The 26636-nt window shown below is 39.9% G+C and carries 26 protein-coding genes and 1 riboswitch; of the genes, 5 read left to right on the forward strand and 21 right to left on the reverse strand.

Features of this window, described 5'->3' with window-relative positions; translation table 11 throughout:
• Nucleotides 1-17: 17 nt before the first annotated feature.
• From JYE50_RS10480 to JYE50_RS10525, 10 genes are all read right to left on the reverse strand, one after another.
• Nucleotides 18-530 (reverse strand): hypothetical protein, encoded by a 513-nt coding sequence (locus tag JYE50_RS10480; protein ID WP_084095485.1) that lies wholly within the window; start codon nucleotides 528-530, stop codon nucleotides 18-20.
• 92 nt (nucleotides 531-622) lie between these two features.
• Nucleotides 623-711: riboswitch (SAM riboswitch) on the reverse strand.
• A 55-nt stretch (nucleotides 712-766) separates the two neighbouring features.
• Nucleotides 767-973, reverse strand: coding sequence for a hypothetical protein (locus tag JYE50_RS10485; protein WP_084095486.1), 207 nt, complete (start codon nucleotides 971-973; stop codon nucleotides 767-769).
• A gap of 14 nt (nucleotides 974-987) precedes the next feature.
• Nucleotides 988-1848: a hypothetical protein gene (locus JYE50_RS10490; protein WP_084095487.1), complete on the reverse strand. Its 861-nt coding sequence runs from the start codon at nucleotides 1846-1848 to the stop codon at nucleotides 988-990.
• Nucleotides 1849-2538: 690 nt separating this feature from the next.
• Complete coding sequence (locus JYE50_RS10495; RefSeq protein ID WP_084095488.1) at nucleotides 2539-2793, reverse strand: hypothetical protein; 255 nt, start codon at nucleotides 2791-2793, stop codon at nucleotides 2539-2541.
• 115 nt (nucleotides 2794-2908) lie between these two features.
• Complete coding sequence (locus tag JYE50_RS10500) at nucleotides 2909-3439, reverse strand: hypothetical protein (protein ID WP_143763587.1); 531 nt, start codon at nucleotides 3437-3439, stop codon at nucleotides 2909-2911.
• A 316-nt stretch (nucleotides 3440-3755) separates the two neighbouring features.
• Entirely contained in the window at nucleotides 3756-4364 is a 609-nt protein-coding gene (locus JYE50_RS10505) for a hypothetical protein (RefSeq protein WP_084095489.1), read from the reverse strand.
• Nucleotides 4365-4376: 12 nt separating this feature from the next.
• A complete protein-coding gene (locus JYE50_RS10510) occupies nucleotides 4377-5738 on the reverse strand; it encodes a hypothetical protein (protein ID WP_084095490.1) in 1362 nt (453 codons plus the stop codon).
• Entirely contained in the window at nucleotides 5668-6057 is a 390-nt protein-coding gene (locus JYE50_RS10515; RefSeq protein ID WP_084095491.1) for a hypothetical protein, read from the reverse strand. Before JYE50_RS10515 ends, JYE50_RS10510 begins: the two co-directional genes overlap by 71 nt.
• Before the next feature lie 635 nt (nucleotides 6058-6692).
• Complete coding sequence (locus tag JYE50_RS10520; protein WP_084095492.1) at nucleotides 6693-8126, reverse strand: SIR2 family protein; 1434 nt, start codon at nucleotides 8124-8126, stop codon at nucleotides 6693-6695.
• A gap of 23 nt (nucleotides 8127-8149) precedes the next feature.
• The gene (locus JYE50_RS10525; protein ID WP_084095493.1) at nucleotides 8150-10537 is read right to left on the reverse strand and encodes a P-loop ATPase, Sll1717 family; all 2388 of its coding nucleotides are present in this window, start codon (nucleotides 10535-10537) and stop codon (nucleotides 8150-8152) included.
• 834 nt (nucleotides 10538-11371) lie between these two features.
• On the opposite strand from JYE50_RS10525, the gene JYE50_RS10530 reads away from it, so the two are divergent.
• Complete coding sequence (locus tag JYE50_RS10530; RefSeq protein WP_084095494.1) at nucleotides 11372-11770, forward strand: NUDIX hydrolase; 399 nt, start codon at nucleotides 11372-11374, stop codon at nucleotides 11768-11770.
• A gap of 441 nt (nucleotides 11771-12211) precedes the next feature.
• On the opposite strand, the gene JYE50_RS10535 is transcribed toward JYE50_RS10530, so the two are convergent.
• From JYE50_RS10535 to JYE50_RS10550, 4 genes are all read right to left on the reverse strand, one after another.
• Nucleotides 12212-13507: a hypothetical protein gene (locus JYE50_RS10535; protein WP_084095495.1), complete on the reverse strand. Its 1296-nt coding sequence runs from the start codon at nucleotides 13505-13507 to the stop codon at nucleotides 12212-12214.
• Between the two features lie 24 nt (nucleotides 13508-13531).
• On the reverse strand, nucleotides 13532-14179 hold the full coding sequence (locus JYE50_RS10540) for a hypothetical protein (protein ID WP_084095496.1): 648 nt from the start codon (nucleotides 14177-14179) through the stop codon (nucleotides 13532-13534).
• Between the two features lie 342 nt (nucleotides 14180-14521).
• Nucleotides 14522-14758 (reverse strand): phage holin, encoded by a 237-nt coding sequence (locus JYE50_RS10545; protein ID WP_084095497.1) that lies wholly within the window; start codon nucleotides 14756-14758, stop codon nucleotides 14522-14524.
• A 110-nt stretch (nucleotides 14759-14868) separates the two neighbouring features.
• The gene (locus tag JYE50_RS10550; RefSeq protein ID WP_084095498.1) at nucleotides 14869-15225 is read right to left on the reverse strand and encodes a hypothetical protein; all 357 of its coding nucleotides are present in this window, start codon (nucleotides 15223-15225) and stop codon (nucleotides 14869-14871) included.
• Nucleotides 15226-15403: 178 nt separating this feature from the next.
• On the opposite strand from JYE50_RS10550, the gene JYE50_RS10555 reads away from it, so the two are divergent.
• Entirely contained in the window at nucleotides 15404-15895 is a 492-nt protein-coding gene (locus tag JYE50_RS10555; RefSeq protein WP_084095499.1) for a helix-turn-helix transcriptional regulator, read from the forward strand.
• Between the two features lie 1159 nt (nucleotides 15896-17054).
• On the opposite strand, the gene JYE50_RS10560 is transcribed toward JYE50_RS10555, so the two are convergent.
• From JYE50_RS10560 to JYE50_RS10580, 6 genes are all read right to left on the reverse strand, one after another.
• Nucleotides 17055-18416: a hypothetical protein gene (locus tag JYE50_RS10560; protein ID WP_084095500.1), complete on the reverse strand. Its 1362-nt coding sequence runs from the start codon at nucleotides 18414-18416 to the stop codon at nucleotides 17055-17057.
• Nucleotides 18417-18447: 31 nt separating this feature from the next.
• Nucleotides 18448-19152, reverse strand: a complete 705-nt coding sequence (locus tag JYE50_RS10565; protein WP_084095501.1) for a hypothetical protein — start codon at nucleotides 19150-19152, stop codon at nucleotides 18448-18450.
• Between the two features lie 55 nt (nucleotides 19153-19207).
• Nucleotides 19208-19894: a class I SAM-dependent methyltransferase gene (locus JYE50_RS10570; protein ID WP_143763588.1), complete on the reverse strand. Its 687-nt coding sequence runs from the start codon at nucleotides 19892-19894 to the stop codon at nucleotides 19208-19210.
• A 539-nt stretch (nucleotides 19895-20433) separates the two neighbouring features.
• Nucleotides 20434-20745, reverse strand: coding sequence for a WD40 repeat domain-containing protein (locus JYE50_RS15510; protein ID WP_084095504.1), 312 nt, complete (start codon nucleotides 20743-20745; stop codon nucleotides 20434-20436).
• 9 nt (nucleotides 20746-20754) lie between these two features.
• Nucleotides 20755-21690, reverse strand: a complete 936-nt coding sequence (locus JYE50_RS10575; RefSeq protein ID WP_283399179.1) for an HD domain-containing protein — start codon at nucleotides 21688-21690, stop codon at nucleotides 20755-20757.
• A gap of 144 nt (nucleotides 21691-21834) precedes the next feature.
• Complete coding sequence (locus tag JYE50_RS10580) at nucleotides 21835-22938, reverse strand: HNH endonuclease domain-containing protein (protein WP_084095505.1); 1104 nt, start codon at nucleotides 22936-22938, stop codon at nucleotides 21835-21837.
• Nucleotides 22939-23365: 427 nt separating this feature from the next.
• Here JYE50_RS10580 and JYE50_RS10585 point away from each other — a divergent pair, with 427 nt between their 5' ends.
• The 3 genes from JYE50_RS10585 to JYE50_RS10595 are packed head-to-tail and all read left to right on the forward strand — an operon-like array spanning nucleotide 23366 to nucleotide 25727.
• Nucleotides 23366-24157: a hypothetical protein gene (locus JYE50_RS10585; protein WP_084095506.1), complete on the forward strand. Its 792-nt coding sequence runs from the start codon at nucleotides 23366-23368 to the stop codon at nucleotides 24155-24157.
• Between the two features lie 12 nt (nucleotides 24158-24169).
• The gene (locus tag JYE50_RS10590; RefSeq protein ID WP_084095507.1) at nucleotides 24170-24472 is read left to right on the forward strand and encodes a hypothetical protein; all 303 of its coding nucleotides are present in this window, start codon (nucleotides 24170-24172) and stop codon (nucleotides 24470-24472) included.
• A 22-nt stretch (nucleotides 24473-24494) separates the two neighbouring features.
• Nucleotides 24495-25727: a PDDEXK-like family protein gene (locus JYE50_RS10595; RefSeq protein WP_084095508.1), complete on the forward strand. Its 1233-nt coding sequence runs from the start codon at nucleotides 24495-24497 to the stop codon at nucleotides 25725-25727.
• 13 nt (nucleotides 25728-25740) lie between these two features.
• On the opposite strand, the gene JYE50_RS10600 is transcribed toward JYE50_RS10595, so the two are convergent.
• Nucleotides 25741-26574 carry a helix-turn-helix domain-containing protein gene (locus JYE50_RS10600; protein ID WP_283399180.1) on the reverse strand — a complete coding sequence of 278 codons (834 nt, stop codon included), beginning with the start codon at nucleotides 26572-26574 and terminating at the stop codon, nucleotides 25741-25743.
• Nucleotides 26575-26636: the final 62 nt, after the last annotated feature.

The following is a 26636-nucleotide window of genomic DNA, read 5'->3' on the forward strand; positions in this document are numbered from 1 at the left end:
TGTCAACTTCCCGTCGTCTATTCTTCCTCACACGGCAAGTCTTCCACCACCGTCCCGGGGTCATCCCCGTTATCCTTCAGCAGCAAGAACAGATCCATTTCAGAATCATAGGTGACCCAGGTGTTTCCTTTCCACATCCTGATCCGGATTATTTCATCATACTGTTTCTTTCCCTGATAACGGTTATCGAAGAAATACCCGTAACGGCCAAAGACATAGTCACCGTTTCCAAGCCAGCGGTTTTCCCCGTTCAGCTCCTCAGCATCACTGGAGATTTCCCCGTATTTTTCCCTTCCAAACATCATCAGCGAGTTAAAGACAAACTCCTTGAATTCCTTTATTCCCATGCGCCGGCCAACAGCCTCCGAAACAAATACATCCCCTGTTCCGAAAACGACTCCGGAATACCCATTGATCCGTTCCGGATGTTTGATCCCGTATCCCTTCTGCAAAGCCCTGTGAACAGCATTAGGATCTTTTGCCTTTATGATCCTGTAGTAACCGACGACACATTCTTTCTTTCCTTCCATGTTCTTCCCTCTCCTTTCATCTGTCCGGCCATGAAGAGGGCAAAGAAAAAGTCCTATCGTTTCCGACAGGACTCTGTTCGCAGTATCTTCTCATCCTATCGGTCAAGCTTTGGCACCTTACCGTTTCCGGCAGGTTGTCGTGCGGTCACAGGGCTTGTCCCTCGCGCACTCTTCATAGGCGTTATTCAGTTTACGTATATATTATTCTACCAATAATCGATTATTCCTGCTGACGCTCACCGCTGTGCCGCCGCGGCCCTTACGCACTCCGCGCAACCGGCCGGGTCGCACCCCAGTGTTTTCCGGCATTCCAGATCCACCTTAACCTCCGGCTCCGCGCCGGCCTTTTCCTTTTCCTCCCGGATCCGCTGTCTGAACAGCACCGTAAAGAATCCGATAAACGCGATATCCAGCAGGATATAAAACGCAATGATGATGTTCACAGTTCTTCCCCCAATCAGGCGTACCCGTATTTCTTTGCGGAGAAGTACCTGTCATCCTCTTCCGGGAACTCGATCACCGGGACATCCGCGGCCATGGCGGCTGTCCGGACATTCCGTTCCAGTTCCTCCACCAGTTCCCGGTTTTCCAGGGCTTCGTTCCCGTTTCCGGGAATCTCCATAACCACTGGTTCAGCCGGAACCGCGGCAGCTTCCGCGCGGCGGATTTCCTGTTCCTTCCGCGCTTCTGCTTCCTCCCGGGCCTTCTGTTCCCTCTGGGCCTTCCGGGCTTCTATCTCCGCATGGATCCGGGCCATGCGCTCCTCCGCCTGCAGGCGGCGTTCTTCCTTCTGTGCTTCGATCTTCGCGCGCACAGCTTCCTGCTCTTCCCGGATCCTCTGTTCTGTTTCCGCATGGCGGGCTTTTTCCGCCGCCAGCCGCTCCTGCACCTGGGCCATGTGCTCCCGGAGCCGCGCTTCCCGTTCCGCCTGCCGCGCTTTCTCCACGGCAATGCGCTCATGGACTTTCTCCAGGCGTTCCTCCACCCGAACCTCCCGTTCCGCCTGGCGGGCCCTTGCCGCGTCAATCCGCGCTTCCGCCCTCTCCAGGCGCTCTGCCACCCTTCCTTCCCAGGCGGCCCGCTGCGCCTTTCCGGTATCCCGCATCTCCTTCTTCGCGTCCTTCACGGCCTTCTTCACGGTTCTCCGGACGTCCCTGACCTTGTCATGGACGTCTTCCCGCACCCGGTTCATATCAAAGTTCCGCTTTCCGAAAATGCCGATCAGCACGCCAAACAAAAGTCCCCTTGTCAGGGCCCTGAAACTATGCCGTCCAATCACACAAGCGCCGACAAACAACGCACCCAGCAGCGAAAACATGATTCTCTCTCCTTTCCCGGTTCATCCCCCGGTATATGAAAAGGATACTGCCATCCAAACCCGCAAAACAGATTCAGTAAGGAGCAATAGCAGGGGTTATTTCTCCCAATTCCGCCCAACAGTCCGGCTCAGGCACGCGCGCGGAAAAGCTCTGCTCCCCTGACATCATAAGCGTACACTAAACGCGCCCGCGAAACACGAACAGCCGGTTGGAATGTAATTAGAATTCAATTAAAAAAAACGAAGCCAAAGATCTTTACCTGAAAACAAGAAGCCATCTCAAATTCTTTACTTTCACGTCCAAAAATAAGAGAAAAAGTAAAGATCTAAACAAATCAAAAACCAACAAAAAATGACAGGAGCTCCGTATCTCCTGTCATCCGGTTTATCCATCGGGTTTCATCTGTACGCAAGTATTGGTCAGCCTGGTTTTTACACCCGGTATCCGATCGATCACCTCGTTTTCCTTTCAAAACTTTAGTATTGGTTCAGTAAAGGTTTCCGTATGATGAGTTGTTGTATTTTATGATGCGCACAGACTCCGTATGAAACCCATGGAAATACTTCCATACTATTAGACGTCAAAAAGGGGGAATTTGTTTTCATCTGTCTACTGTTTTTTGAAAGAATCTTCACCGCGTACAATTAAATCACCGGCAGCTTTTCAGCTGCCGGTAACCATCATGTTGATTAATCGATATTTCCAGCGGGCCTGGAAGGATCAATACTGGAATACCATCGTTCCGTCTTACCACAGGAACATCTGTATACATTTATATGCAGATTTTGTGAAGGCTTATTGTATGAATACCAGAATTCATCAAACTTATGCACATGTCCACCGCCATCATCTTTCAGCACCACATCCGCAAAGGCGTTAATAACAGCAAATACCGAAACAATAATCAGGCATATGGCTATCAGTTTTTTAACATTATTCTTCATTTTCTGTCTCCTTAATGATGAATTTGTTGGATAGACCATCCTATATGTGTATCACTTATACATAAATGATCAAACCGCTTTATTGAAGTCGATCACAAAACATTTATCCAAATTATCAATGGTCTGTATAGTAATAGTAACCACAATCACATGCGTGTTTTCTTTTACGCCCCTGAGGCGTTTCTTCCCATGTTACCTTGTTAAAAATGTGGCCTGAAAAGTACGATGTATGTTCTTCAACATCACCGCCGCAACCAGGGAATCCACAACTATAGAATTTTGAGACCATGACAAAATGCTGCGTTGAAGGATTTTCTAAGCTTTGGCATTTTGATGTATAGATCCGCCGTGGTGTATTACTTGCTTTAAAATGAGGCTTACTATCGTTTACTATTGTTCCACCATCATTCCAGTCACAATGCGGATTTTGGCAGCGTCTCCAGGCTGTATAATGGAAGAAATGACTAGAATCATTCCATCCATCTAATGTATCGGCACTATATGTTGTTGCTGTTACATGGCCTCCACCCATGCAGTTGTAATCCTGTTCTGTATAGTATTCACCCTCTTTTGTTACAGTAGCTAAAGCAGGAATTACAGCGAGTATCAAAACAATCAAAGCAAGATAAAACAGTATTTTTTTCATTTACTCCTCCTTCTACAATCAAATATCATTTTGTTCATAGATTCTTGTATAATGTATTGATTAAAGCTTTATGCGCGCAAAAGTACAATCCGTACGAATTTCTTTGGAACCGTTCCATATATAAAACGATTTACAAATGCAAATTTGTCCCATTTTTGCATCTTTGTCCAATTTGCCCAGTCTGCCGTATCCTTCACATTCATCGCAAACGAATAATTCATATGCCAAAGCAGCACATTGCTTTGGCATAATTCATTGCCTTCTGAACCGGAGATTCAGAAGGCACGAGGGGAACCGTTTTTGAGGGGAACCGCTGTCACATTTTCTCATTATTGAACCGTTTCATCGCTCCCTTATACTGCGTAAGCATAAGTGCCACATCACTGTATGTTCTCCCATTACATCCATCTCCACCTGTTCCATTCTCCGATGAATGTCCCTGTTCCGCTTCAGCCTTTAATTCTGCATTTTCTATAAGATCCAGATATTGCCCGTATTCTTCATTTCCCATCAGTTCTTTCAACGGCTCCAGGATGCTGTTGATCTTCCTGATCTTATAGGGGTTGACCGGATCATCCGGTTTCCTCCTGCTCTGGAGCTGGAATTCATAGTACATCTGGTCAAACAGTTCCCTCAGCATAACGAACTGCTTCTTGTCCTTCTCATAGTTCTTCGCTGCTGTTTTCTGTTCTTCGTTCATTTCCTTATCCCCCGTGAAATACTGATGATAGTTCTCATTGGGAAGCATCATATCCGGCATGGAAGGGATCCGGATCCCGATGATCTTTCTTTCCGGAAGCATATATTTCCTGACCGGGTCATACGTTCTCCCGGTCACGTACTGAACATATTCACTGCCCTTCTTTTTCTTGAAGGTGATTTTCCCTGGTGCGTCCGGGATCAGTACCGGTTCATTATCGTACATTCATTCCCTCCATCAGCCCGGTTTCGGTTCCCAGCTGCGCGTAAGATAATACCTGCATACTGTCGCGGCCGAATCCGGAGCGTCATCATGTTCCGCCTGCTCTGTGTAATTCACGATCTGCCGGATATAGCCCGGATCTGTCCCCGGTAAAAAGTAGATATCTTTCCAGCATTTATACAGATAGGTCAGTATTTTGATTCTTTTGTTCTGGCTTTCATGATAAGTCCTGCTCCAGATATTCTGGGCCATCAGGGTGTTTTTCAGAAAGCCGTGATCGGCATTGCTCTCACACATGATCCTCCAGCATCCAAATCGTTTGATCTCTTCTATGATCTGCGGAAGGATTCTCTGTACATCCTGGTGCCATAATCTTCCATACATAAAAATTTTTTCATCCTGGCGGGATCTTCTGGCGATCGTTAACGCGGTATAATCCTGTCCGCCAAAGGCCGCGTCTATATGTGCTTCAATTCCATATACTCCTCCATATTTATCGTCCAGTTCTTCTTTGGTTACAAACTTCGGCGGTTCCGTAAATATCAGCTCGCTGCTGGCCAGCAGTTTCAGTTCATAGTTCGCCGCGAACAGTCTCGGTGCCATGGATTTCTGAAGTTTGGCAAGCTGTTCCTTGCTGATGAGTCCGGTGGTATAGCAGTCATACCGGTGAATGTTCGGCATCTTCCGGAACACATCCCTCTTGTGCCATGGCGTACCGAGATTAATGATCCGCCCTCCGCGGTTCCGGATGTTCTGCAGTTCATCATACTGCAGTTTGGTATGCTCCCGTTCCGCGGCGGACTGGTAGTCCTGGATATTGCAGATATCGTCCGTGATCACATACTGGGCATGTTTTCCGGTGATGGAGCTTTTGATGCCAAGTCCCAGCAGCTGTGGCGCTCCCATAGGAGAATTCCAGAGATTAGTGGATATCTGGTCCACGTTTTCTGTCACGATCTCCACCGGTTTCCCGTGAAAGATCATGCTGATATCGCTCATGATCTGCTGTTTCAGGATCTTGGTCACCATCCGCAGCATTTCCGCCACATCGTTATCCGCCTTCCGCAGGAAGATGATGTTATGTGTCGGGTCCAGGATCATGATCATGGCAATGGCCACCGCCAGGCTGGAAGACTTATAGCTTCCCCGGTGGGCCTGCAGGGTATAATCCTCTGTTCCGAAGACGATTTCCCTGATCCACATCCCATGCAGTGGTGTCAGGTCTTCGAAGCCGATCTGCTTGCCGATCTCTTCGGGATGCTTCAGCAGCTCTTTCGCTGCGTCTTCCGGACTATACCTGATTTTCTTACTCTTCGTCGTTTTCGCCGTACTCTTCTTCGAAGTTATCCTCTTCGTCTTCCGCGGAGGTCTCGCCATAGTCCACCTCCTCTTCATTCTCATCCTTTACCGGATTGCTGAGTGCGTAATCCTGATTCATGTTGCCTTCTTCCTTGATCTCCCGGGCAATGGCGATCAGCCGGTTCTCTGAATCCTTCAGGGTTCCTCCGCCGGTTGTCAGGTGGATCGTTGTGTCCGGCTTTCCCAGCGTTCTTTCCAGGATAAACCCGATGATCTGTGCCTTGGTCGGCGCCGGTGTGTGCGGATCCCGCAGCATGTCCCCCATGGCCTCAATGGCATCCGGAGCCAGCTTCCGGATCTTGTTGTTCAGTGTTTTATTCTCTTCCGGTTTCGGCATGTTACATCCCTCCCGCATTTTGATGCCTGGCCGCCCGTTCTGCAGCCCGCCACATTAACAAATAGATTCTTTGTCAGACATCCGTCATTCAGGGTACAAAAAAACCAGGGATCCGCTTGGAATCTCTGGTTTCGCATTTTAATGATAAACCCGGCACCTGCTGTATTTCAAGTGTACGCTAACTGTCACTCAACTGTAAATTTACTGCCTGGTTACTGCCGCCTCACTAAAATACTCCCCGTAAACTTAAAATACTCCCCGTAAACTGGACATACGAATCAACTTAAATCCCATTTTGTGGACACGAAATCAACTCAAAATCCCAAAGTGTGGATATGAATGTTACTGAGAAAGACAAGGAGATAAGGTAGTAGATTCATGTGTCCTTGACATGGGGAGTATTTTATACCCTACCATGTAAAAAAGTCCTTGACATTTACACCCTTCCCCCTGCCGCGGTGGCCCCCCCTTTTCTCCCGGTGCCGCAAGCCGTCTGGGAAAGTTAAACTTGTACCGTTTCAAGCGAAATGAGCGCACCGTTGGTGCGAAATAGATGTACCGTTTTTCCGGAATTTGCAGGCGAACAACAGATACCTGTTGTTTGCCTTTTATGCATTTATTTGATGTTTATCCTATTAATTTAAGCCCATCTGTCTATGCTTGTCTTTTATTATTTTTATAATCGCTTCAATAAGAATATCAGCATCTGTTTCTTTCTCTAAAACATCTATATAATCCGTCAAGTATACATAATCCTTTATATTATCCTTTATTTCATCAAGTATTTTCTTGGCGGCATACCCTGTAGAACCTACTGGTATAATAAGATTTCCTTGCTTCTTGGCGATTTCAAACTCCTCCATACATCCAGGAGATTCCACCATTTCCCCATCTATTATTTTATTACCAAAGACAAAGATCGAAACACCAGTTTCAACAATCATATCATTTCGGTATTGTTGTCTCTGTTTTCGTTTCTCTTCAGGATCAATAATATCTAATGGAAAAGGACGCAAGCACAAATGCTCATCTACATGTTTGTATTTTTCTGAATATATTGTTTTTAAAGCGCCATTGACAACAGCTGAACCTATACCCCAGCCAAAACCAGATGTGATTTTACAATTGGCATGAACTAGTTCACCTGCCAATTTCGCAACAAACGATTCCGCTGATGCTTTATCCCATGGGCTTGAAAACTCAACCGCACTTCCAGAAACAAATACATTCCTCATCTTAGTTGCTTTTTCAATATCTCTTAAAATATCTGTGATTTCAGCAAACGAATCAACAAATACGGTTTGAATACTATAATTCTTTAAATTTTCTTCTTGTAGTTCCTGCCTTGCTCTGAAATATGCATACAGTTCCGGATCACCTGGATAATCTGATTCCTGTACTCTACGAACAAAACAGAAATGTTCTTTTGCATTATCACCAATCAAAGAATGTATCTGTCCAAGAACATAGTCTAAGTTCGGATCCTGGAAACTGAAGCCAATAAATAAAAATGTCTTTGAAATCAAGTCACCTTTTAATATGGTTCTGAACAATGGGTATTTTATTTGATACAATTCATAATCTGTTTTTGTCAAAACAGCCATATCCGGTTCTTTCACATCACCATGCATTTTATATACTACAGCGTCTCTGTCAGGAAGTATGTAAGATAACTGCCTATAGTTATACTTAACATCAGGGTTTCGATTGGCATTTTTTATCCCATTCTCAAGTAATTCATCATAATTCGTTGTCCAATACGTAAAAATGGGCAATCTGGACAAAATCTTTATGTTTTCATTAGTTGAAACTTCTTTTGAGAAAGCATCAAGTATTGCTTGACTTGTTGGTGTTCCTGGTCTTTTATTTTTATAGAATTGAGCAACAGATAGCAAATCGTATTCCTTATCAACATCAAGACCTATCTCTTCTGCAAGAGGACGTAGCAGCCCTCTCCAATCAACATATCCCGATGAACGAGATAATCCAGCACCAGCAAAAACAGCCGCATTTCCTTCATGTATGGCTTTTACATAACGTCGTATTAGTGTTTTTTTGTTTACGGACATTGTTGTTTTCCTCCTTTTCTTATTCACTCATCATCATGTAGTAATGTGGGATTATTTATATAATCGTCGCTCCAGTTCCCAATCAATTCTTTAGTATTGTATTTCAATCCAAGATTTCTGGAGAAAAGGGGATTAAAAATTATCCGAGCATCTTTTTCATCTTCAATATTCCATCTCAGAAAATCATTAAACGGAGACATTCCTTCATTGAATTTAAAGCACATACGATTCCCATAATGATAACGATCTGCTATTTCTTTGCTAAAATATAAACCTATAACACCCAATTGATATAGAACAAGCATCTTGTTTTCTGTAACATTCATATCATGAACAAAGGATGTATCAAATTGCACGTATTGTATCATGTCTCTAAAATCTTTCACATTCATCTGTTCATTCATTCCTTGGAAAGACTTCAGAACTTCTCTTATATTATAAAATGTATATTGATATTCCTGATAAAATTCTTTTTCGATTATCTTGTCCGCATTGTTTTTTATTGCAAGCTTAATGCTGTCTTCATTCAGATGATAGCTTAGCGGCTCTAATTTATTCTCACCAGAAATTTTAAAAGCAGAAGCCAGAATAACACTCATATGTGAGATAACATCACGAGGTCTCCAAAACGTTGAGCGCAGAATGTAATTAAACAGGCTCATCTTCATAACATTATCTCCGGTTTTCATACCGATTGATGTCGGAAGCTTTAGCGCTTCAAGAACCAAATTCATTCTCCTGACAGGATCAGACGAATTTTTGACCGTATACGAAGGATTCTGAAATTTAGCCAGAATCTCCAATCTTCTGACAAGAATTTCTAGTAAATCTCTTATTCCCCATGATAAAGACACTACTTTTTTCTTGAAACTGTCACGATCTAGCATTTTGATCTGATCATAACGATCTTTGGGCAACAAAATACAGAAATGCGTTACTGTACCTAGAGCAGAAGTTAATGCATCTCCATCCTTGTCTCTTATCTGAGTAGCCACCTCCATGAGCGTTCTAAAAAGTAAAACTTCAAAATCTACCCGATTTTTATATTCATCTGTTTCATGATCCTGCATCTCCGTCACTCTATGGAAATCATCTGAATGAGTATCAAAGCCATCCAATGTTACTAGGATTTTTTTATCATCTTCTTCTAGAGCTAGTACCAGATTATTTACTTCTGTTTTTGTCAATCCGAATAAATCTGCAAAGATTTTTTTCAGAGCAAATTTTGATTGATATGAAGAATAGATCCATTCGTTTTCATTCATATCATCTAATGCAGTCATAAATCTATCATTTATAACTTCAACAGCTGCTGTAGCCAACAATTGATGTATATTAGGATAATTATCTATTAGTTCGTATTGCCTGCCGGATTTCAGGCCTATGTTTTTTAACAAGGCTTTGGACACCTTATCAAAAAGCTTGTATCTTTTATCAGTTTGCTCTATCGTCTTATCATCTATATCTTTTCTAATGACAATTATACAATGAAAGATAATAAACAACTGCCAAAAAAGGCATAAAAGAGTATGTGGCGATACAATATCCCGATCTTTTAAGTGTCCTTGATATAATAAAGCATATATAGTATCAAAGTCTATTTTTTCTACATCGAATGGTACATAGGATCTGAAATGTTCTTCTTTCTCATCCTCTTCATCATTTCCCATAAAACATAGATTCTTAATTAATGTTGACTTTCCCGAACCTTTTCTACCTAAAACAAAAATAGCTGCTTGCGAATGTATGGATTGATATACCATAGGTCTAACCAGGCAATCATGTGGAATACTTTCCCGATCAGTCAAATAGAACAGGTTGTCAAACGAATCCTGCATAGTTTTATACTCAGGAGACTTGTTCCATTGATTATATAGAGTATTATGAATCACTCTTTTTATAAATCTATTAAATTCTCTCCTGGTTTCTGTTGGTACAACATAATGATCATGGGCGCTTTTATGAATTCTGAATTCTTCGTAACGTCTTGCATTTCTTCTGCCAAACAGATTAGGTAATGAATATTCGATATTACCTTCTAAAATAACAGGGAAAAGAGAACTTTTGTTCCTTAAATACATTTCACGAATAATCCTGTATTCTTTCCTTAATTCTCTCTCCTTGCTATCCTTTATTTCTTTTCCTTTACTTTCCTCTTCTTCATCAAAAATGACTTTCAGATCAGGTGTACACATTACGACAATTAAATCGTATGTCTTGATCTTCCTGCACATTTTATCGAAATCTACAGCATCGGGATAATCCTGCCTGTCGATAACCACTTTAACACGGTTTTGTGACTCCTCTTCTATGCGTTTGCACAAATGTTCAAGTCTTCCATACCGATCCTTCTCTTTTTCCTCATCTTCTTTATTCCATGCATAGCAGAAAAAACACTTTGCAACAGGCATAATCGGGGGGCCCTCCGTTTCGATAAAATAATAGTAGTATAGTATTGCTCGTGATAACGTTTGCAGCAAGTAAAGAATAATGATAATCCAAATAAAAAAAGTAGAAATGGCAACGATAAATAAATAGACTGATCCCTTTTGTATCCACCTACTTTCTTACGCCTTTTTCATTTAAAAATTTGTCATTACTTTTTTATGATTATAAGATATTCTGCAAATAGAACACTGTCAATCTTTTTTTGTATATTTTGTGATTTTCATATATTTTCCTACTCCACACAATAAGTATTATGTATATACTTGTACTGAAAAAGTATTCAAACAAAAAAACAAAGGCGAAAAGTACAATTGTAAATATCTAATGTCATCTATAAATACAGATACAAATGAATACTGTTATCAGATCAAAGAGCCTATGTGTATGATAGCACTTATCCCGGAGAACCTGACATTAATAAATGTTAAAGTATAGCCAGCCTAGTCATAGAGTATATAGTAAAGTTTTGACGAATCCTTCATTTTATGTCATACTATATATGTTAAGTCTATAAGGCAGGAATCTCATCCAGCAAAAAATCTTGCATTTTCTTTTGCTGTTATTTCTATATATTCCTTGGAATATTTATATAAGTCGTCCATGTACAAACTACAGTGATCATTAATATGGCTCTAATATGGTTCTAACCAGTGGGATATCCAGCCTCATCTACATGAAAGCAGATTTCTTTCTGCAATAATATCTTATATTTGATATCGTTGATTTGTATTATTGGAAGAAAATTCTACACTTTATGGTTGTTTATATACAACTATCCATATTGGGAGGTTTCACAAATGGCTTTTATTGATAAGGTTGCTTATTTGTATTTGAAAGATGGGAAAATATTGAGTACTCGTTCTAAAGGAAAAGATAAGTATTATATCCCAGGCGGTAAAAGAGAGGGAAATGAAACAGATATAGAAACGCTTGTACGAGAAGTCAAAGAAGAATTAAGTGTAGATATCATCGAAGATTCTGCCACATTTTATGGCATTTTTGAGGCGCAAGCCCATGGAAAAGAAGACAACAAAAAAATAAAAATGACATGTTATATGGCTGATTATATTGGTCAATTACAAGCTGATTCTGAGATTGCAGAAATTGTGTGGTTAACTACAGATGATATGGAGAATATTTCACAAGTTGATAAACTTGTTTTTACAGATCTCAAAGAAAAGGGATTGTTGAAATAAAAAAATGTTCCGTGTGGAAATTCCGGAGAAACGAAACACCCGTTCCGCGCCAGCGGGACGCTCATTCCGTTTGAAACGGGACGCCCCGATGTAAAAATCTGCTTACCGAGCGATGTAAAAAATCCTTACCGTCACGAGATAATCCAGAGCGATGCGGTACCGGGAGAAAAGGGGGGTGCCCACCGCGGCAGGGGGGGAAGGAAGGAAAGCACCCTTGACTGTGCGCGGTAAGATGAATTTGCTCCTTGACCGGATGACAGCAGGGTGCTATTTGCCGTGCACTCCCCAAAGAAAATCTCTGATAACCATTGCTGGTCACCAGAGATTTCTCGTTCACTTCTTTTTATTTCACTGTCCACTTGAAGGGATGCGGTTCACCACTCCGGTGCTAATATTGCGGATCTCATTTTATCATCAACTCAGGATTCTTTATCTTCCTCATCATTCTTGTAACCCAAGAATTTTTTTACCATCATCAGTAATCTCTATCTTATAAGGTTCTGTTTTTTCTTTCATAAAAATCCTGCTCTTGTCACCATCAGCTATCACGTTTTCCACTGATAAAACCAATGTTAACTTTTCATCATTATCTTCATACTTTACATGATTGTAATTAATCATATTACCTGAAAATTCATATGAAAGCTCGTTATATTTGTTTGCAACACCATTTTCCTCACAATGCCGATATGCGAACTGCATCATATCCTTATATACTTCATTTTTATACCATTCTGACTTCACTTCAGTCTTTATCTTATTGCCACAACGTCCCAGCCAAGGTTTCACACGTAGTAATTCTTTAATAAATATAGGGATTTTTCGTATGAATCTTATAACTACCCATTGTTTCGTATCATCAATAATTTTCTTTTTCGAATCATACTTTTCCTTTCTTTTTTTTAATTCAGTTTGTCGTGATGCGCTACCGTGTCCCATCCAAAGTTTCACAAATAGTAATTCTTTAATAAATATAGGGATTTTTCGTATGAATCTTATAACTTTCCATTGTTTAGAGTCGTCAATACTCTTCTTTTCAGAATCATACTTTGCCTTTCTTTTTTCCAACTTATCTTGTTGGGATACCAATTTGTTCAATTTTTTCCGTTTCTTCTTTGAATCATACGCCTTGTCTTTTCTTACCTCTATATGAGACAAATCTTTGCTACAAACTACAAAGAATGCATCTCTATCTGCATCCGCAGGCAATATTACATCCTTATGCATATTATAATCACGAATTATATAATCCCTTAAAACCAATCGACAATCGCCATCATCGTCAACCTGATAAGCTTCTATTTGTCCCCTTACAAATACTTTTTTGCCTTTCCTTTCTGTTTGGAATTCCACATACGCTCCTTCTTCAAGCATATAGTTCCAAATATTTGCCGATGGACTTATACCAAAGAAGTCCACGATAATCTTCATTATCCTTTTCGACTTCGAACTGAAATAGACAAGCAAAACAAATAGTATTGCAACCCCAAAAGAAATGATTATTATCTGATTCTCTTCTTGCCAGTTCTTAGGTAAAGCAGGCCTTATCCAAGAGTCGACAATATATTTTATGGCCGCACTTATTAGAATGCTTAAAAGTATTTCACGCCCAATTCCCGTATCTATATTTGCATCATTACGCACTGAGCTCTTTCTAATAAACTGACAAGCTTGAATAACAATATATCCTGGGAAAAACAACACTAGCAAATCTTTAATTGTCATTTGCCATATCATCAGAACATAATCTCCTTCACATCATCAATCTATCGGAAGCTGTGGTTTTGTTTTCTGGCCCTCCTGTTCTTCCTCATCTTTATCATCCTTTTTGGGAACGACAACTTTTCCTATTGCCTGTCTTGATACACCAGGTCCTATTATATAATCTGCACGTGAAAAGACAGAATGTTGATACCCCTTTACATCTGATATTTTTATCTTCTGGCTTACTTTTTTTTGTTTTATATTTGAATCAATGCTAATTACCGCTGGTTGTATATCTGCTGACCTAAGCCTCGTTTTAACCTTCTCCACACTTTTTTCCGCCCTTTGGGGGACCAAAACGATTACTGGTTTTGAAGATTGTCCTCGCCTTATCGATTTCCCAATGTCAGAGTTCTTGACTAACTTACATTCATCAAGCAATTTCTCGACAGAAATCCTCTTTTTTATATTCTGTACACCATGCTTGATTACAACTTCACCAAAGTCTGCTCTTGTATTATTACTTGTTTCATCGTAACAAGCCAACACTTGCGCTTTTTTCTTTTTCTGTTTCAGTTCTTGTAATCCTGTTTTATCTGATAAATCTATATGGCGTATTATATCGCCAGAAAATAAATATGCTTCATATTGACCATTTTCCAGTTTCAGTTTTCTAGTTAATTCTTTTTTTTGCCTTGATTTCATTTTACTAGCTCCTATCCTTCGTTTTATATCTTGTCATGGTTTCATAAAGTATTAACCAAAAAAGCATCACTTTCAGAAGCATCATTTATAGCACAATCCCATTTTTTCTTCCTAACTAGAAGCAAATCACAAGCAACTACATATGAAAAAATAAAAACCAACACGGAGCTATACTCTAAACCCTAAGCCCCGTGTATTCTAAAAAAGTTTATATCACATATCATATTGAGAATCAACTCCATTTACTCTTTTGATATAACATATTTGCATTTGCTATGTATTTAATGACCCCAAAAACTCTAGAACAAAAATTGTTCCAGAGCAGATAACTACAATATTCAATTATTCTCTGTTATCATTCCATGGTTCCTGATACCCCATGGCTCGATCGCTGTCTTCCAGTTTGGCAGTAGTGCGATCCACGATCGCACCAATCAGTCCCAGGAATGTCAGCACATTGTTCGGCAGTTGCATCGCCGTGTTCTGTTTCACCGCCGGAAACACATTAATCAGTGCCAGCAGGCTGTAAACATAATCAATAAATATACCGAAGGAGTTCCCCCCTCCCAGCCATAACATTCAATAATTGCAAGAACCCGAATTCCGTATTTTTTCTGAATTCGGGTTCTTAGGTACATTTAACATTCGATTTACATATATGCTTTATATCATTACTTCAATCCGCATCATTAATGCTCTATAGTATTCTTCTTTTCGTTCACTTCTTCTTTAATATGATCCTGCTTATTCTCATCTTGAGCATCATTCTCCGGATATGCTGCTTCATAATCTTTTATACCTTGTATCAGTTTTGCTCTTGTTGCTTCTAATTCTTTTTCTGATACTGCCTTTTTTTCTCTAAAATACGACACAAGTTTGGCAATTCCAGCTGTTATTAATGCTCCTCCGACTGTCGCAACCACAACCCAAGGATACATTGATTGTTGCCCATTTTGCTCAGCGTTCTTTATAAGTGAATCAACATACTTCTCTGGGCCGCCGGCTTTTTTTGCTTCTTTCGACAATTCAGCATAATCCCATTCCACACCAAACACCTCCTTTTTTATCAAATAACAAGTCGATAACTATCAACCTCTTGTATTATGATTTACTTTGCGTCGTTTTGTCAAGTATTTTTAGTCATTTCATGAATATATAACATATTATAGTTTGTTGATAAAAAATGGAAACCATGATATTATTATAGTGAAAGAGGTGCATAAAATGAAAAGCAAATCAACCATAACAAAAAAGGTTGAAAGCAAAGATCCAGAAATCAGACGATTTCAGCGAAATCTAAATACATTTCGAAAATTAGCTGGATGGACAGCAGAAGAATTAGGAAAAAAAGTCGGCCTTACCAAGCAAAGCATCCACAATCTTGAAACTAACAGCGTTCGTCTATCTCCTGGTTACTATGTCTCTTTACGTACCGCTTTTGAAGACGAAGCTGATAAACGAAATGATAATGGCGATGTCGTTCTACGTCAAGCTCTGGATATCCTTCTCAATCAAGAAGAGACTGAAGAGTATATTGATACTGAAGAAGAAAGCCGTGCCTATCTGCAAACCATCTCCGACGCACAGAAACGCGGAATGGACAAAAAACTTGTATGGTCTATGCTGAAAAAGCTATTCCCCATTATCGGATCAGCCGCCATTGCTATTGGTGCCGCATGGCTTCATGCGTACCAATCAAAAGATAAGGATTTCTAAAAGTGTTTTATCATATGATGCTATTAAGCCGAATGACTTCAACAACGATAGATTCAAAGCCTAACAACCACATGGTAATACATTAACCCATTATCCCGTAAGGGATTGCTGGTTTTTCACGTATTCAAGCGCGGCGATTTATACTGTCCAAAGCAATCATATTTGCCCCCTAGGTACACATCAAATCTCTCCTGATCCTTGATTTATATAGCACCAAAACCCTTCATTTTGACCCTGTTTTGACCCCTTACAGGACATGTTAACACGTGTTTTTTACGTGTTACGCAATCATAAGCCTGTATAATCCGGTCAAATCGTCAAAATTTCCAAAAACCAGCAATCCATTGAAACATAAAGAAAAGAGGCGCCTTTCAGCGTCTCCCTTATGGTGATCCCGGCGGGATTCGAACCCACAACTTTTTGATTCATAGTCAGAATTCTCCAAGATCGGAAGCCTTTATAAACCAGCAGTCACAAGGCTCGTTTTATCAAAAGTCCATATATTGATGACTTTTTGACGACTTCATTATTTTATAGCATATGCCTCATCATGAATACATATTAACTCAATGTCTCAATCTTGGGTTTTATTTCAAAGTAATCCTTTAACTCAGATATTTGCTTATTTGCCACATATGTCATGTGAGTAGAAACTGAACTATTACTCCAATTCTTCCCTTGATATTTCGCTTCCACACATAGTATATCAATAACATCCAGACGCATACCTTGTTTATCCGCCACGGTTTTTATTTGGTCACGAATTGATAATTCATATCGAGTTCTTGCTATAAATTTGTAAAATCATCACTATTATATTCACCAAGTATAAATGATAGTGCAGCATCTTTATCTTTTGAAAAGAACAATTCATATGGAACGGAAGTAAAAATGTTCAGAGAGTAATTTCGATTTGTTATTTAATACTCAGATGTGAGTTTCTCCTTAAACTAATCAAAAACTCCATGTTTTAAGTATTGAGAGAAGTTATAGTCAGTATCTGCTAGAGCCTTATACTACTTTATCAAGCACGCTATAGATCACCCAAATAGTTACACGACATATTAATGTTCTTCTCTTTTTCATGCTTCTTTTTTTACGATTTTGTTTTTCATACAACGCATCTGATAAAAAGTATATTCAGTTCATTACATCATCATTATAAAACCATCCTTATCTCTTTACCTGGCTGTTTCATAGATAATGCTATCGATTGCACCATTTCCATTGTTAACAAATGTGATTCAAACGTGCTTCTATTATCATCATTATGAAGCCATTTATACAATACTTGTTTATTTCCATCGCTATGATGAATATTACAAAACTCCTTTTCTTCATATGCATTTTCTTCCGGTAATAGAGATATATTATTCCACGTGGAAATCCGTACATTTGTTTTTAAACTATCAACATTGCAAGCTATATTAGTTGGCATATCATAACTATGAAGATGCGTTCTATGTACAACAGATACTGATACATCCAATTCGATATCACTTACACGTCCGTTTTTATTATACTGTCCTTCAGGTATTATTTCCCAATTTCGTATTGATGTTGTTGTTTGTTCAAGACAAATTGAGCCAAGAGTAATAACTGCATGAGTATTCATATTAGAAAGTTTTAAAATAGTGACAAAATCAGTTTCCCCATACCCTGGTCCGCATAAATCATTTTCTGTTCTGATATCATTTATTAGATTACTTGGACTACTACCTATTCTAGACTCTTGATCCATGGGATTTGCCATATATGTAACAAACGACAGCGACAAAGGAATATTAGCATATAAATCTTTATTGATTTTTAGAAATTGAGCAGCTAAATCTATGTAATGGTATCCACCATGCATCAACATTCCATATCCATATTTGTAAGGATGGTCTGTTCTTGTATCGAACTCTTTATGTGTATTCCATACCCCTCCACATTGTTTTATATGAATAGATGTTATAGGTGATCCCTCAGTATCAACTAATCGCTTTACGGGTTCATAGACCTTGTCATAAAACAATTTGTGATATCTATCAAAATTCATGACTGAACACCTATTATGGTATATGTTCAAATACGTACATAATTCCTTCATAATAGGCGTTATTCTAATTGGATCAAATTGTCCATCCTTCATTGGGCATATAACTGGTTTTTCAGAAAGAACAGATATCCCTTTACTCATAAAAAAACGCAAATAATACTCGTGACTACTTGCTTCAGTCGCTATATACACTTTCAAATTCATATTTTTATCTATCAACTGAAAAACTATTCTTTTAAAACTTTGCTCATCTATTTTTATCCCATTTTTACATGCGCTATATGGCATATAATAACACGCATCGGGTTTTGCCTCAGTTTCACCAATCCACTTTTCTATTCTGCGTTCTTGACCACATAAATCAATAATGGAGTATCCAGACACAATACCTTCCTGAATACATTTAAGCACAACTTCCATGTATTTATTTGCAACAATCTCATCGAACCCAACAATTAAAAGATGACAGTTGTTTGTCATGGTTGCTCTCCTATGTATATAGATTCAGAAATCAAGATTCTTCATCCGGTAATAAGTATAAAGAGTTAATTTCTTCAAGATATTCCTTTGGAATACCATACGTTGTTCTTCTCATTCTAATGAAGCCTTTAACAAATTTGGGGAGATATTCTGTATATGATCCTTTCATAGTACATGGAACCCCCTTTTCATTACAATCCACATTCATTTCCACAATACCTTCTTTAGCCGGATGAGCATACTCATCTGATTTATCTGTTGCACATCTTTGAGAATTATATTTCATTTGAATTGTTCCTTTTGAATCTATCATTGCAAACGTGGAATTCCATATGGTCCAAGTATTTTTCACTTCTGTCTCGTTGTTTTTACTAAATTGATATCCTGTTAAAGTTAATTCTCCCATGGATTGATCTATATTGACTTCTCCATAACGAGAAACCACTTTCCCTCCCCCATAGTCAACCTGCACTTCCACATACCACTTACCCGTTACATTAATGCGCTTTAATACTATTTTCCATATATATTTTTCATACAACCAAATTGCGAATTGATAAACCATCGCAAATACGCCTAAGGAAACTACAATTTCTATTATAATCGCAAGAACTTTATTATCTTCAGGTATCAATGCAGAATTAATAATTAGTTTTTCAAACACGCCTTGTAGAGAAATAACAAGAACAGCTGCTGCAATACTTATTTTTGTATACCATGTATAATATCCACGCATCTCCAATTCCTCCATGATTATTTGCTGATAAACTATATTGTTGTTATGTTTATAACTAATTGTGCCAAATGGTTATATAATCAGGGAATTCCAAAAGGCCACCTTTTTCTATTTTTTTAGCAACTTCTTTTGAAAAAAGACCTTCAGCGCATTCTACAGCTTCATAAGCAGAACCAAACCGAAAGCATGTCTTTAACGTTTCAGATTCAAACATAGAATTAAGTCCATCCACATAATTAAGAAAGCTCTTTGTAGCATTTTCGAATCGATTAAACATTCCTGTGCATTCTATAATAAACACTTTGGAATTTGGGGGAATTATCTTTTTTAACTGTTCCTCAATCTCCTTTGAAGATAATAAATTATCAGAAAAAGCATATCCCAAACTAAATGCACTTATGAAAACCGTCGGATGTATAGTATGCTTTTCCCATAAATCTCTATGATCACACAAGAGCGGAACCACGTTACTCATGTTTCCATACTTTTCATTCAGTAGTCTTATCATATTTTCTGAATTATCCGTCAAAAAAGCTTTGCTAACTACATTTACGTAATAGTCCGTTATTCTTCCAGTCCCCGCTCCTGCTTCTAGTACAATACTATTCGTCCAATGATAGCTTTCTTGTAAATATTGTCGCAAAAGTCCATCTGGGTCTTCAAATTGTGACCACTTATTGAAGTAACTAGGTGCTTCCAAATAAATCCTTTTCTGCCGTAATATATCATTTTTAGATTCCATTTTATTCCACCATCACATGCGTTTTGCAAAACAATAGCATATTTTTGCAAAAAGAAAAAGGCCTCCGGTTCGCATTGAATGCCTAATACATATTTTATACAATTATTTAGTTTCATTCCACGGTTCTTCATACCCCACGGCTCGTTCACTATCCCTCCCCGCTGTGATCGGAGCCACAGTCACGCTGATCAATCCCAGAAACGTCACACCTGATTCAGCATCTATACCACAAGGTTCTGCGTTACTACCGAGAACACATCAAACAGTGCCAGCAGGCTGTAAACAAACACAACAGCCAAGCTGAAAAAGTTTCCTAGCCATACCTTATTCTCAGGACCTTCCAATTCATAATCAGAATTCACCGAGTTATGAAGCCCTTAGATATCGACAATCACAGAGCACAACATTTGGGGGCTGGACTGCCGCACTGTGAGCAGTTGTTCTTCCCCGACTACGAGTATCGAACAATCACTCTACAACAAAAGAAAAAGATCTCTGTTCAGAACCATCTTCCCATATTCTATAAAACCAAATAACTATTATTCGATTACTCCATTTGCATGCAAAACCATCTTCAACTCTGTATCCAATTGTGCTCTAGAAATATTCATCCCACGCAAATTCAAATAATCCAGTTTGTTAACACATTTACCAGTACATATATCCCAAACCCGCAAAAAGCCATTCTCTGATCCGCTCACGCATAAGCCATTCGGAGTTATTGCCACACATGTGATAGGTTTTTCATGTCCTATAAGAACATATAAACATTTTTCTTTTTGCAGATTCCAAACCCATAAACCATCACAAAGCATAAGCCGCCTGGAAAAACATACTCCCAGGCGGCCCATTCCTCCGCATTAATACTCAGCATTGTCAATTTTTTCTTCCATCTCCTGAATCTTCCTTGCAATCAATCCTTTTCTCGGGTTATTCCCGCACCACTTATACAGGTGTTTCCAGTCATCCAGTTTCAGATCTGTCTCCACACCTTCCATTGCTTCCACCGCTGCTTCTGACTCAGTTTCGCTGTACCAGAATTCCAGAGCGATCAATGTCTGGCATTCTATGGACGGAGCAGTCTCATAGTATTCCCTCCATGCCGGATTCTCCAGCCACTCATTCAGGTTCTGCCTGAAGGCTTCCAGCGGAATCCCGGGATAGAATTCTTCTTCAGTCTCTTCTTTTTCGATCGGGTTTCCTTCCCCGTCATATGTCCCACTGAACACTTTAGAACACAGTACAACATATTCCCTGTATTCAGGAGTATTTCTGAGTTTTTCATCTTCATAGAACATATTGGCAAGCAGGCCGTAATACATTCCCTGCATTACAGGATCCTTCTGGTTAAACCGTTCCCACAGTTTTTCTCCGATAACAATATAGTCTCTGTACATTGCACGGATATTCGCCAGTTTATCTCCCAAGGCAATTCTCCGGATGTCTGTGCTTGCATCAGACAGATGCCGGATTGTTTCCTGCTTCCTGATCGTCCAGGTATCTTCCTCCGGCTGTCCTTCACGTTTGTTCTCGCTTTCAGCGGCAACCAGGTCTGCAATCCTGTCCCCGAAGAGTTCCGCCAGCTCTTCCCTGGTGGTATCTGTATCCTCCAGGGTGTCATGTAGCACTGCGGCTGCCCGGATTTCTTCATCTTCTGTCAGATGGCATACGATCTCCATGGCTTCTACCACATGAGTAATATAGGGAATTGTGGTTCCTTTCCTCTTGGCTCCGGCATGTTTTGCCGCAGCAAACGCCACAGCTCGATCCAGCAGATCAGTTTTGTTTCCACACATAACAATCCCTCCTTCGCTCTGTCAGCGGCCCAGCCGCATGATCAGCATAGCAGAAGGAGGGAATGGAGAACAGCAGATGGGGGTTGAAGTTGTACTTATGATTTCAAGCGTAGCTTGAGATGTATTCTTCTGCTTATCCTTACTTTATGTCCCTAAATGCCATTCCATAAATCCCTGGTTCTTTGCTGCCTGGTAGGTCGGCCAGAGCAGGTTCACCAGATGAACAACATATTCGTCCTTCGTTATTCCTGGCCTGTATAATCCTGTCATTGCTTCATTGCTGTTCACATGTTCCTTGGCGCATCTGTCAAACAGCTCATGAATCTTATCCGCCTCCCAGATTGTCTGGTAGGCTTTGTATTCTGTCTCCACCAGTTTGGGAAAGAATACTTCCCAGTTGGGCAGGTCATTACTTTTGCTGCTGTTGATTGCTTTTGTAGTCGGTACCAGGTTCCAGAGTTCATCATGAGCCACAAAACTCCAGGGTACAAAATGATCCAGAGAAAGGTCTGCCGTGCTCATCATCTGTCCCGGAATATAGATATTCTCCACCGGTGTATAGTCCACCACGGCATTCCAAAAATCTTTCGCTTTCTTCAGTTTGCGCACCTCCGGCGGCCGGATCTTATCCGCCAGTCCGGGAACACTGGGATTCCTGCGCTGCAGATATTTGATCATACACAGTTCCACCCAGCCGGAAACAATCGCGTTGTTGGTATACAGGTAATCCATCCAGTCCGTAGAAACCTCAATGGTATTGGAAAGTCCTTTCCCATCTCCGAAGGAATAGATCATGCTTTCATCGCTGTTGATTCTCTCCCGCAACACTGCATGATTCTCCAGCATCTTTCCCCTGATATCCTTCATGAAAGGAACCTGAAGCCGATAGGGCACAAACAGAATCAGGCGCTTTTTCAGGTTACTAATCTCTTTGTTTGTATTCTCTCCCAGCGACGCAAGGATATCCTGTTCTTTCGCGTTGGACGGAAGGCCCGTTTCCGCCTGTACAGTATGCACCAGTTTTTCCAGACCGTCAGAGGGCCCCAGGTTCAGGTGATACTCTGTTACCATATACCAGGCATCCACAACCATACGGTTGATGATCTCATCAAACGTCTGCCGGACATGTCCGGAAGCGATTCCCTGCAGTATGCTGTTGAACCAGAAAATCTTATAGGATTCACTCATATCAGAGAAGATGCCCGAAAGGGTATCAACGGCAAGATGTTCACTTGGAGGAAGATACATGCGGGCACCTCCTTCTTATATGTTTGCTCAATACAAATACTATGCTGTTTATATGCTATAAATATATCATTCTCTGTCGTGCTCCACAACAAAAAAAACATTCTGAAAACTGTCGATTCACTTATTCTTTTCCATGCTTTCATACAGGGTATAGAAAAGCCATCCTCTCATTCTGACAGGATAGCTTCGCGTTATTTCATCCAACCGGTCAAGCTTTGGCACCCTTACCGTTTCCGGCAGGTTGTCATGCGGTTACAGGGATTGTCTCTCGTGCGCTCTTCATAGACGTTATTCAATTGCGGCAGACTTTTCTCAATATCTTCTTTGAAGATTTGCGTCATAGTTTCTTTTTCCCTTTTGACGAGGTATCCTTTTTTATGTCATACTATATGTAAATACATACAGTTTTTGATAGGAGTCATAACAGATGAAAAAACTCTTCTCATTTCTGATTATCCTATTAATTGCTTTTCCCATTCCATCTTCAGCAGACCCCGATAGAGAAACGGATTATGAAACTGCGCGATCCATTGCAAACTTTATGGAAACACATTATGATGTATCCATATTAATCGGATCAGAATGCAAGTCGGCTGTAAAGGACGATTATTTCTCTATAGGTGACAAACCACAAGGCCGTACACCTTTTATGAACATCGCCGGGTTGTATAGTTATACTAAGGAAATCCAGACAATAGATGATACATTCTCTATCTATCCCCCAGGTTTTTTTGATCTATTCAAATGCAGCGAAGCCCCTAAAGGCTTCCGCATCCTGATACCTGACCAGCTTCTCTATGAAAGCAATCCCATGGCCGGTGTTTCAACCATAGAAGATGGATACTATAACATATTCTTAGCTGTTGGAATGTTTAATTATTTGAATATCCATCATGAGATATGGCATGCTATGGAATACAGAATCACTTCAGAGGATCCATACATCTTTGATCACTGGAATGATCTGAATCCTGAAGGTTTCGAGTATTCAGAAGACTATTTCATGCAAGACATCTGGGAACAAGCAACACCTCAAGAAGACTGGTTCGCACGTGGTTATAGCATGGTCGATGCAATGGAAGATCGAGCGACAGTCATCGAAGCATTGTTTAAGTATGATCAGGATTGGTGGGCAGAGCGTCCTCACCTGCGGAAAAAGCTCGATTTCCTTCTTGAGGTTATTAAACCCATATTCGGCAACGTATACTTCTATGAATAATATGGAGACAGTATGGATACGAAACACTACAACGAGTTGATTCAACTTTCCCAGGAGATCTATGATCAAGCTAATAACAAGGTTACCAATTACCTCTCTGCTCATTATTGCGGTGTAGACAGTGAATCCATGGAACATCAGATGGAGGATTATTTGTTCGTTACAGAAGAAACCTCCGCATTCTTCCTTGGAAACGCATTAGCTTTATTAGATGCTGAAACTCAGGAAGCTGAAATCAAAACATTCACAGAGAATCTGAGAAGGGTGATCAAATACGCGCAGCAGAAAGCCGGTGGAGATACTCTTCCAAGTTGACGAATACCTATAAGGAGTTGCCATGCAAGAAAACCGTATTATTCATCTCCTGGATGAAATAAAACCGATTGTCGCCCGTTACCACGATGAGGCTTTTAAACAGGGAAAAGAGTTTAACATCTTTTTGGTTCAGGGTATCGCCAGCGATGAAGTAAAAGTATGCCGGTTTATAAGGGAGCTTTTAGACCCTAAAGGAAGCCACGGCCAGGGAATTTTTTTTCTTCACAGGTTTATGAAGACAGTACTCAAAACAGATGAGTTTACAGATGAGGAATACCGGCATGCCAGCGTTATCCAGGAAGAAACAATTAATCAGGCAAGGAGAATAGACCTTGTTATCCATATCAAAAGCCGATTGTTCCCCATTGAAGTAAAAATCTATGCAGATGATCAGGCAAATCAATGCAGGGATTATTATCTGTATGCATCTAGAATAGATCCCCAAGCTAAAATATTCTATCTGACTTTAGACGGCCATGAACCTTCCGATATAAGTATAAGCAAAAGTGATACGGCGCAGGTGAAACTTGATTGCATATCATTTGCAGATGAAATACTTGTCTGGCTGGGTGAATGTATAAACGCGCCGGAAATGGATAAAATTCAACCGGTAAAAGAAATCCTTGGCCAGTTTGAGAACGTAATAAGAAAGCTGACAGGCATGCAGAAAGGAAATATGATGAATGATATCACAGATGTAATTGAGTCCTCAAGTGAGAACATCATGGCAGCAATACAGATTACACATGCGCTGCCAGATATCAAAGCCCGCTTTATGCAAAAGATATTCGATCTTATCAAAAGCCATATGGCAGAGTTTGGAATTACCGAAAGCAAAGATTACTATGTGAAAGAATGCGAAGATTATTACAAGACAAGCCGCATCACCCTCCCCCATATAAATTATAATATTCCTGTGTCCGACAAAGCCTTGGAAGGAAAAATCGTCCTAAGTTTTGAGATTCATCAACGATTATACTTCGGCATACGGCCAATTGAAGCAAAAGCAGAAGAAGCCGCTAAATATATCCGTGAGCACCTAACACCGCCAAGTATTCTGACACATGAAAATGATGCGAATTATTACTGGTGGGCATATTTGCACAAATGTAACAATGCCAACTTCAAACAGGAAAACATAGATTATCTGAATCTATTTGATAATGTAAATTTTGAAGAATATATGAAAGGAATATATTCTTCAATTGATATGATCGTAAACCTCATTCGGAGTCAAAAACACAACAAGAGCTAAGATACTGTTTTGTTCATAATATTCTTTTAAATGTTTCAAGCAACGTAACCAATTGGTACTGTAACAACCACCACGCATTATTCCATTCCGGTACTTTCTTGATTATATCTAAAAGTGCCGGGTATTCCGTATCCGTTTCTTCGATATAAGAGATCATTTTTCTCCTTGAAAATACGTCTGCCATTCCAGCAAGATTGTTTACCCGATCTAGACATATAACCATACAAGCCAGTTGGTTTCTCCGTATATTTTCATAGTATTTTTTTCTTTTATCCGGATCGTTCGGATTGTACATAGACTTTGAAATTAATCGAACTACATCTCGAATACGCTCGTTAACAGGTAGATTTTCCAGTTTTATATTCGTGTTGTCCAGTATATCATGCATTAAACAAGCTGCTATAATATTGTCATTTTTCAATCCCATAGCCAAAGCATGACAAGCCATAGTTAATGAATGTACTATGCAGGAATACTTAAATCCAAATTTAGATCGGCACACTTGATTATCGCGTTCTTTCCATAACAATTCCAAGGCAGCCAAAGTCTGAGTCATACTCATATTCAGTGCTGATCTCTTCACATACAAGTACAAACATTTGGCATCAATATTAATAGGTTTCAATTTCCATTCATTTTCTATTTCCACAAACAGAGTCCCTACCGAAAGGTCCAGTTCTTTCGCCATCGATGCCAGATGGCTAGAATCCGGAAGATACTTATCATTCTCCCATGTACTAACAGCCTGATAAGAAACTCCTAATTTATCTGCCAACTGTTTCTGACTCATCCCTTTAGCCTTACGAGCATTCTTAATACGATGGCCAATCATTTCATTCTGATTCATTCTGCCCCCCCTCCAATTCTCCATAAGAAAACACTTGCGTCTGGTATAGATATTTTTATTCC

It is taken from the genome of Aristaeella lactis (assembly GCF_018118585.1).
Taxonomy (GTDB): domain Bacteria; phylum Bacillota; class Clostridia; order Christensenellales; family Aristaeellaceae; genus Aristaeella; species Aristaeella lactis.

Coding starts and splice junctions, on each gene's coding strand:
- JYE50_RS10480 (WP_084095485.1), bottom strand. CDS start 530: ATGGAAGGAAAGAAAGAATGTGTCGTCGGTTACTACAGGATCATAAAG.
- JYE50_RS10490 (WP_084095487.1), bottom strand. CDS start 1,848: ATGTTTTCGCTGCTGGGTGCGTTGTTTGTCGGCGCTTGTGTGATTGGA.
- JYE50_RS10495 (WP_084095488.1), bottom strand. CDS start 2,793: ATGAAGAATAATGTTAAAAAACTGATAGCCATATGCCTGATTATTGTT.
- JYE50_RS10500 (WP_143763587.1), bottom strand. CDS start 3,439: ATGAAAAAAATACTGTTTTATCTTGCTTTGATTGTTTTGATACTCGCT.
- JYE50_RS10505 (WP_084095489.1), bottom strand. CDS start 4,364: ATGTACGATAATGAACCGGTACTGATCCCGGACGCACCAGGGAAAATC.
- JYE50_RS10510 (WP_084095490.1), bottom strand. CDS start 5,738: ATGGCGAGACCTCCGCGGAAGACGAAGAGGATAACTTCGAAGAAGAGT.
- JYE50_RS10515 (WP_084095491.1), bottom strand. CDS start 6,057: ATGCCGAAACCGGAAGAGAATAAAACACTGAACAACAAGATCCGGAAG.
- JYE50_RS10520 (WP_084095492.1), bottom strand. CDS start 8,126: ATGTCCGTAAACAAAAAAACACTAATACGACGTTATGTAAAAGCCATA.
- JYE50_RS10525 (WP_084095493.1), bottom strand. CDS start 10,537: ATGCCTGTTGCAAAGTGTTTTTTCTGCTATGCATGGAATAAAGAAGAT.
- JYE50_RS10530 (WP_084095494.1), top strand. CDS start 11,372: ATGGCTTTTATTGATAAGGTTGCTTATTTGTATTTGAAAGATGGGAAA.
- JYE50_RS10535 (WP_084095495.1), bottom strand. CDS start 13,507: ATGATATGGCAAATGACAATTAAAGATTTGCTAGTGTTGTTTTTCCCA.
- JYE50_RS10540 (WP_084095496.1), bottom strand. CDS start 14,179: ATGAAATCAAGGCAAAAAAAAGAATTAACTAGAAAACTGAAACTGGAA.
- JYE50_RS10545 (WP_084095497.1), bottom strand. CDS start 14,758: ATGTTATGGCTGGGAGGGGGGAACTCCTTCGGTATATTTATTGATTAT.
- JYE50_RS10555 (WP_084095499.1), top strand. CDS start 15,404: ATGAAAAGCAAATCAACCATAACAAAAAAGGTTGAAAGCAAAGATCCA.
- JYE50_RS10560 (WP_084095500.1), bottom strand. CDS start 18,416: ATGACAAACAACTGTCATCTTTTAATTGTTGGGTTCGATGAGATTGTT.
- JYE50_RS10565 (WP_084095501.1), bottom strand. CDS start 19,152: ATGCGTGGATATTATACATGGTATACAAAAATAAGTATTGCAGCAGCT.
- JYE50_RS10570 (WP_143763588.1), bottom strand. CDS start 19,894: ATGGAATCTAAAAATGATATATTACGGCAGAAAAGGATTTATTTGGAA.
- JYE50_RS15510 (WP_084095504.1), bottom strand. CDS start 20,745: ATGGGCCGCCTGGGAGTATGTTTTTCCAGGCGGCTTATGCTTTGTGAT.
- JYE50_RS10575 (WP_283399179.1), bottom strand. CDS start 21,690: ATGTGTGGAAACAAAACTGATCTGCTGGATCGAGCTGTGGCGTTTGCT.
- JYE50_RS10580 (WP_084095505.1), bottom strand. CDS start 22,938: ATGTATCTTCCTCCAAGTGAACATCTTGCCGTTGATACCCTTTCGGGC.
- JYE50_RS10585 (WP_084095506.1), top strand. CDS start 23,366: ATGAAAAAACTCTTCTCATTTCTGATTATCCTATTAATTGCTTTTCCC.
- JYE50_RS10590 (WP_084095507.1), top strand. CDS start 24,170: ATGGATACGAAACACTACAACGAGTTGATTCAACTTTCCCAGGAGATC.
- JYE50_RS10595 (WP_084095508.1), top strand. CDS start 24,495: ATGCAAGAAAACCGTATTATTCATCTCCTGGATGAAATAAAACCGATT.
- JYE50_RS10600 (WP_283399180.1), bottom strand. CDS start 26,574: ATGAATCAGAATGAAATGATTGGCCATCGTATTAAGAATGCTCGTAAG.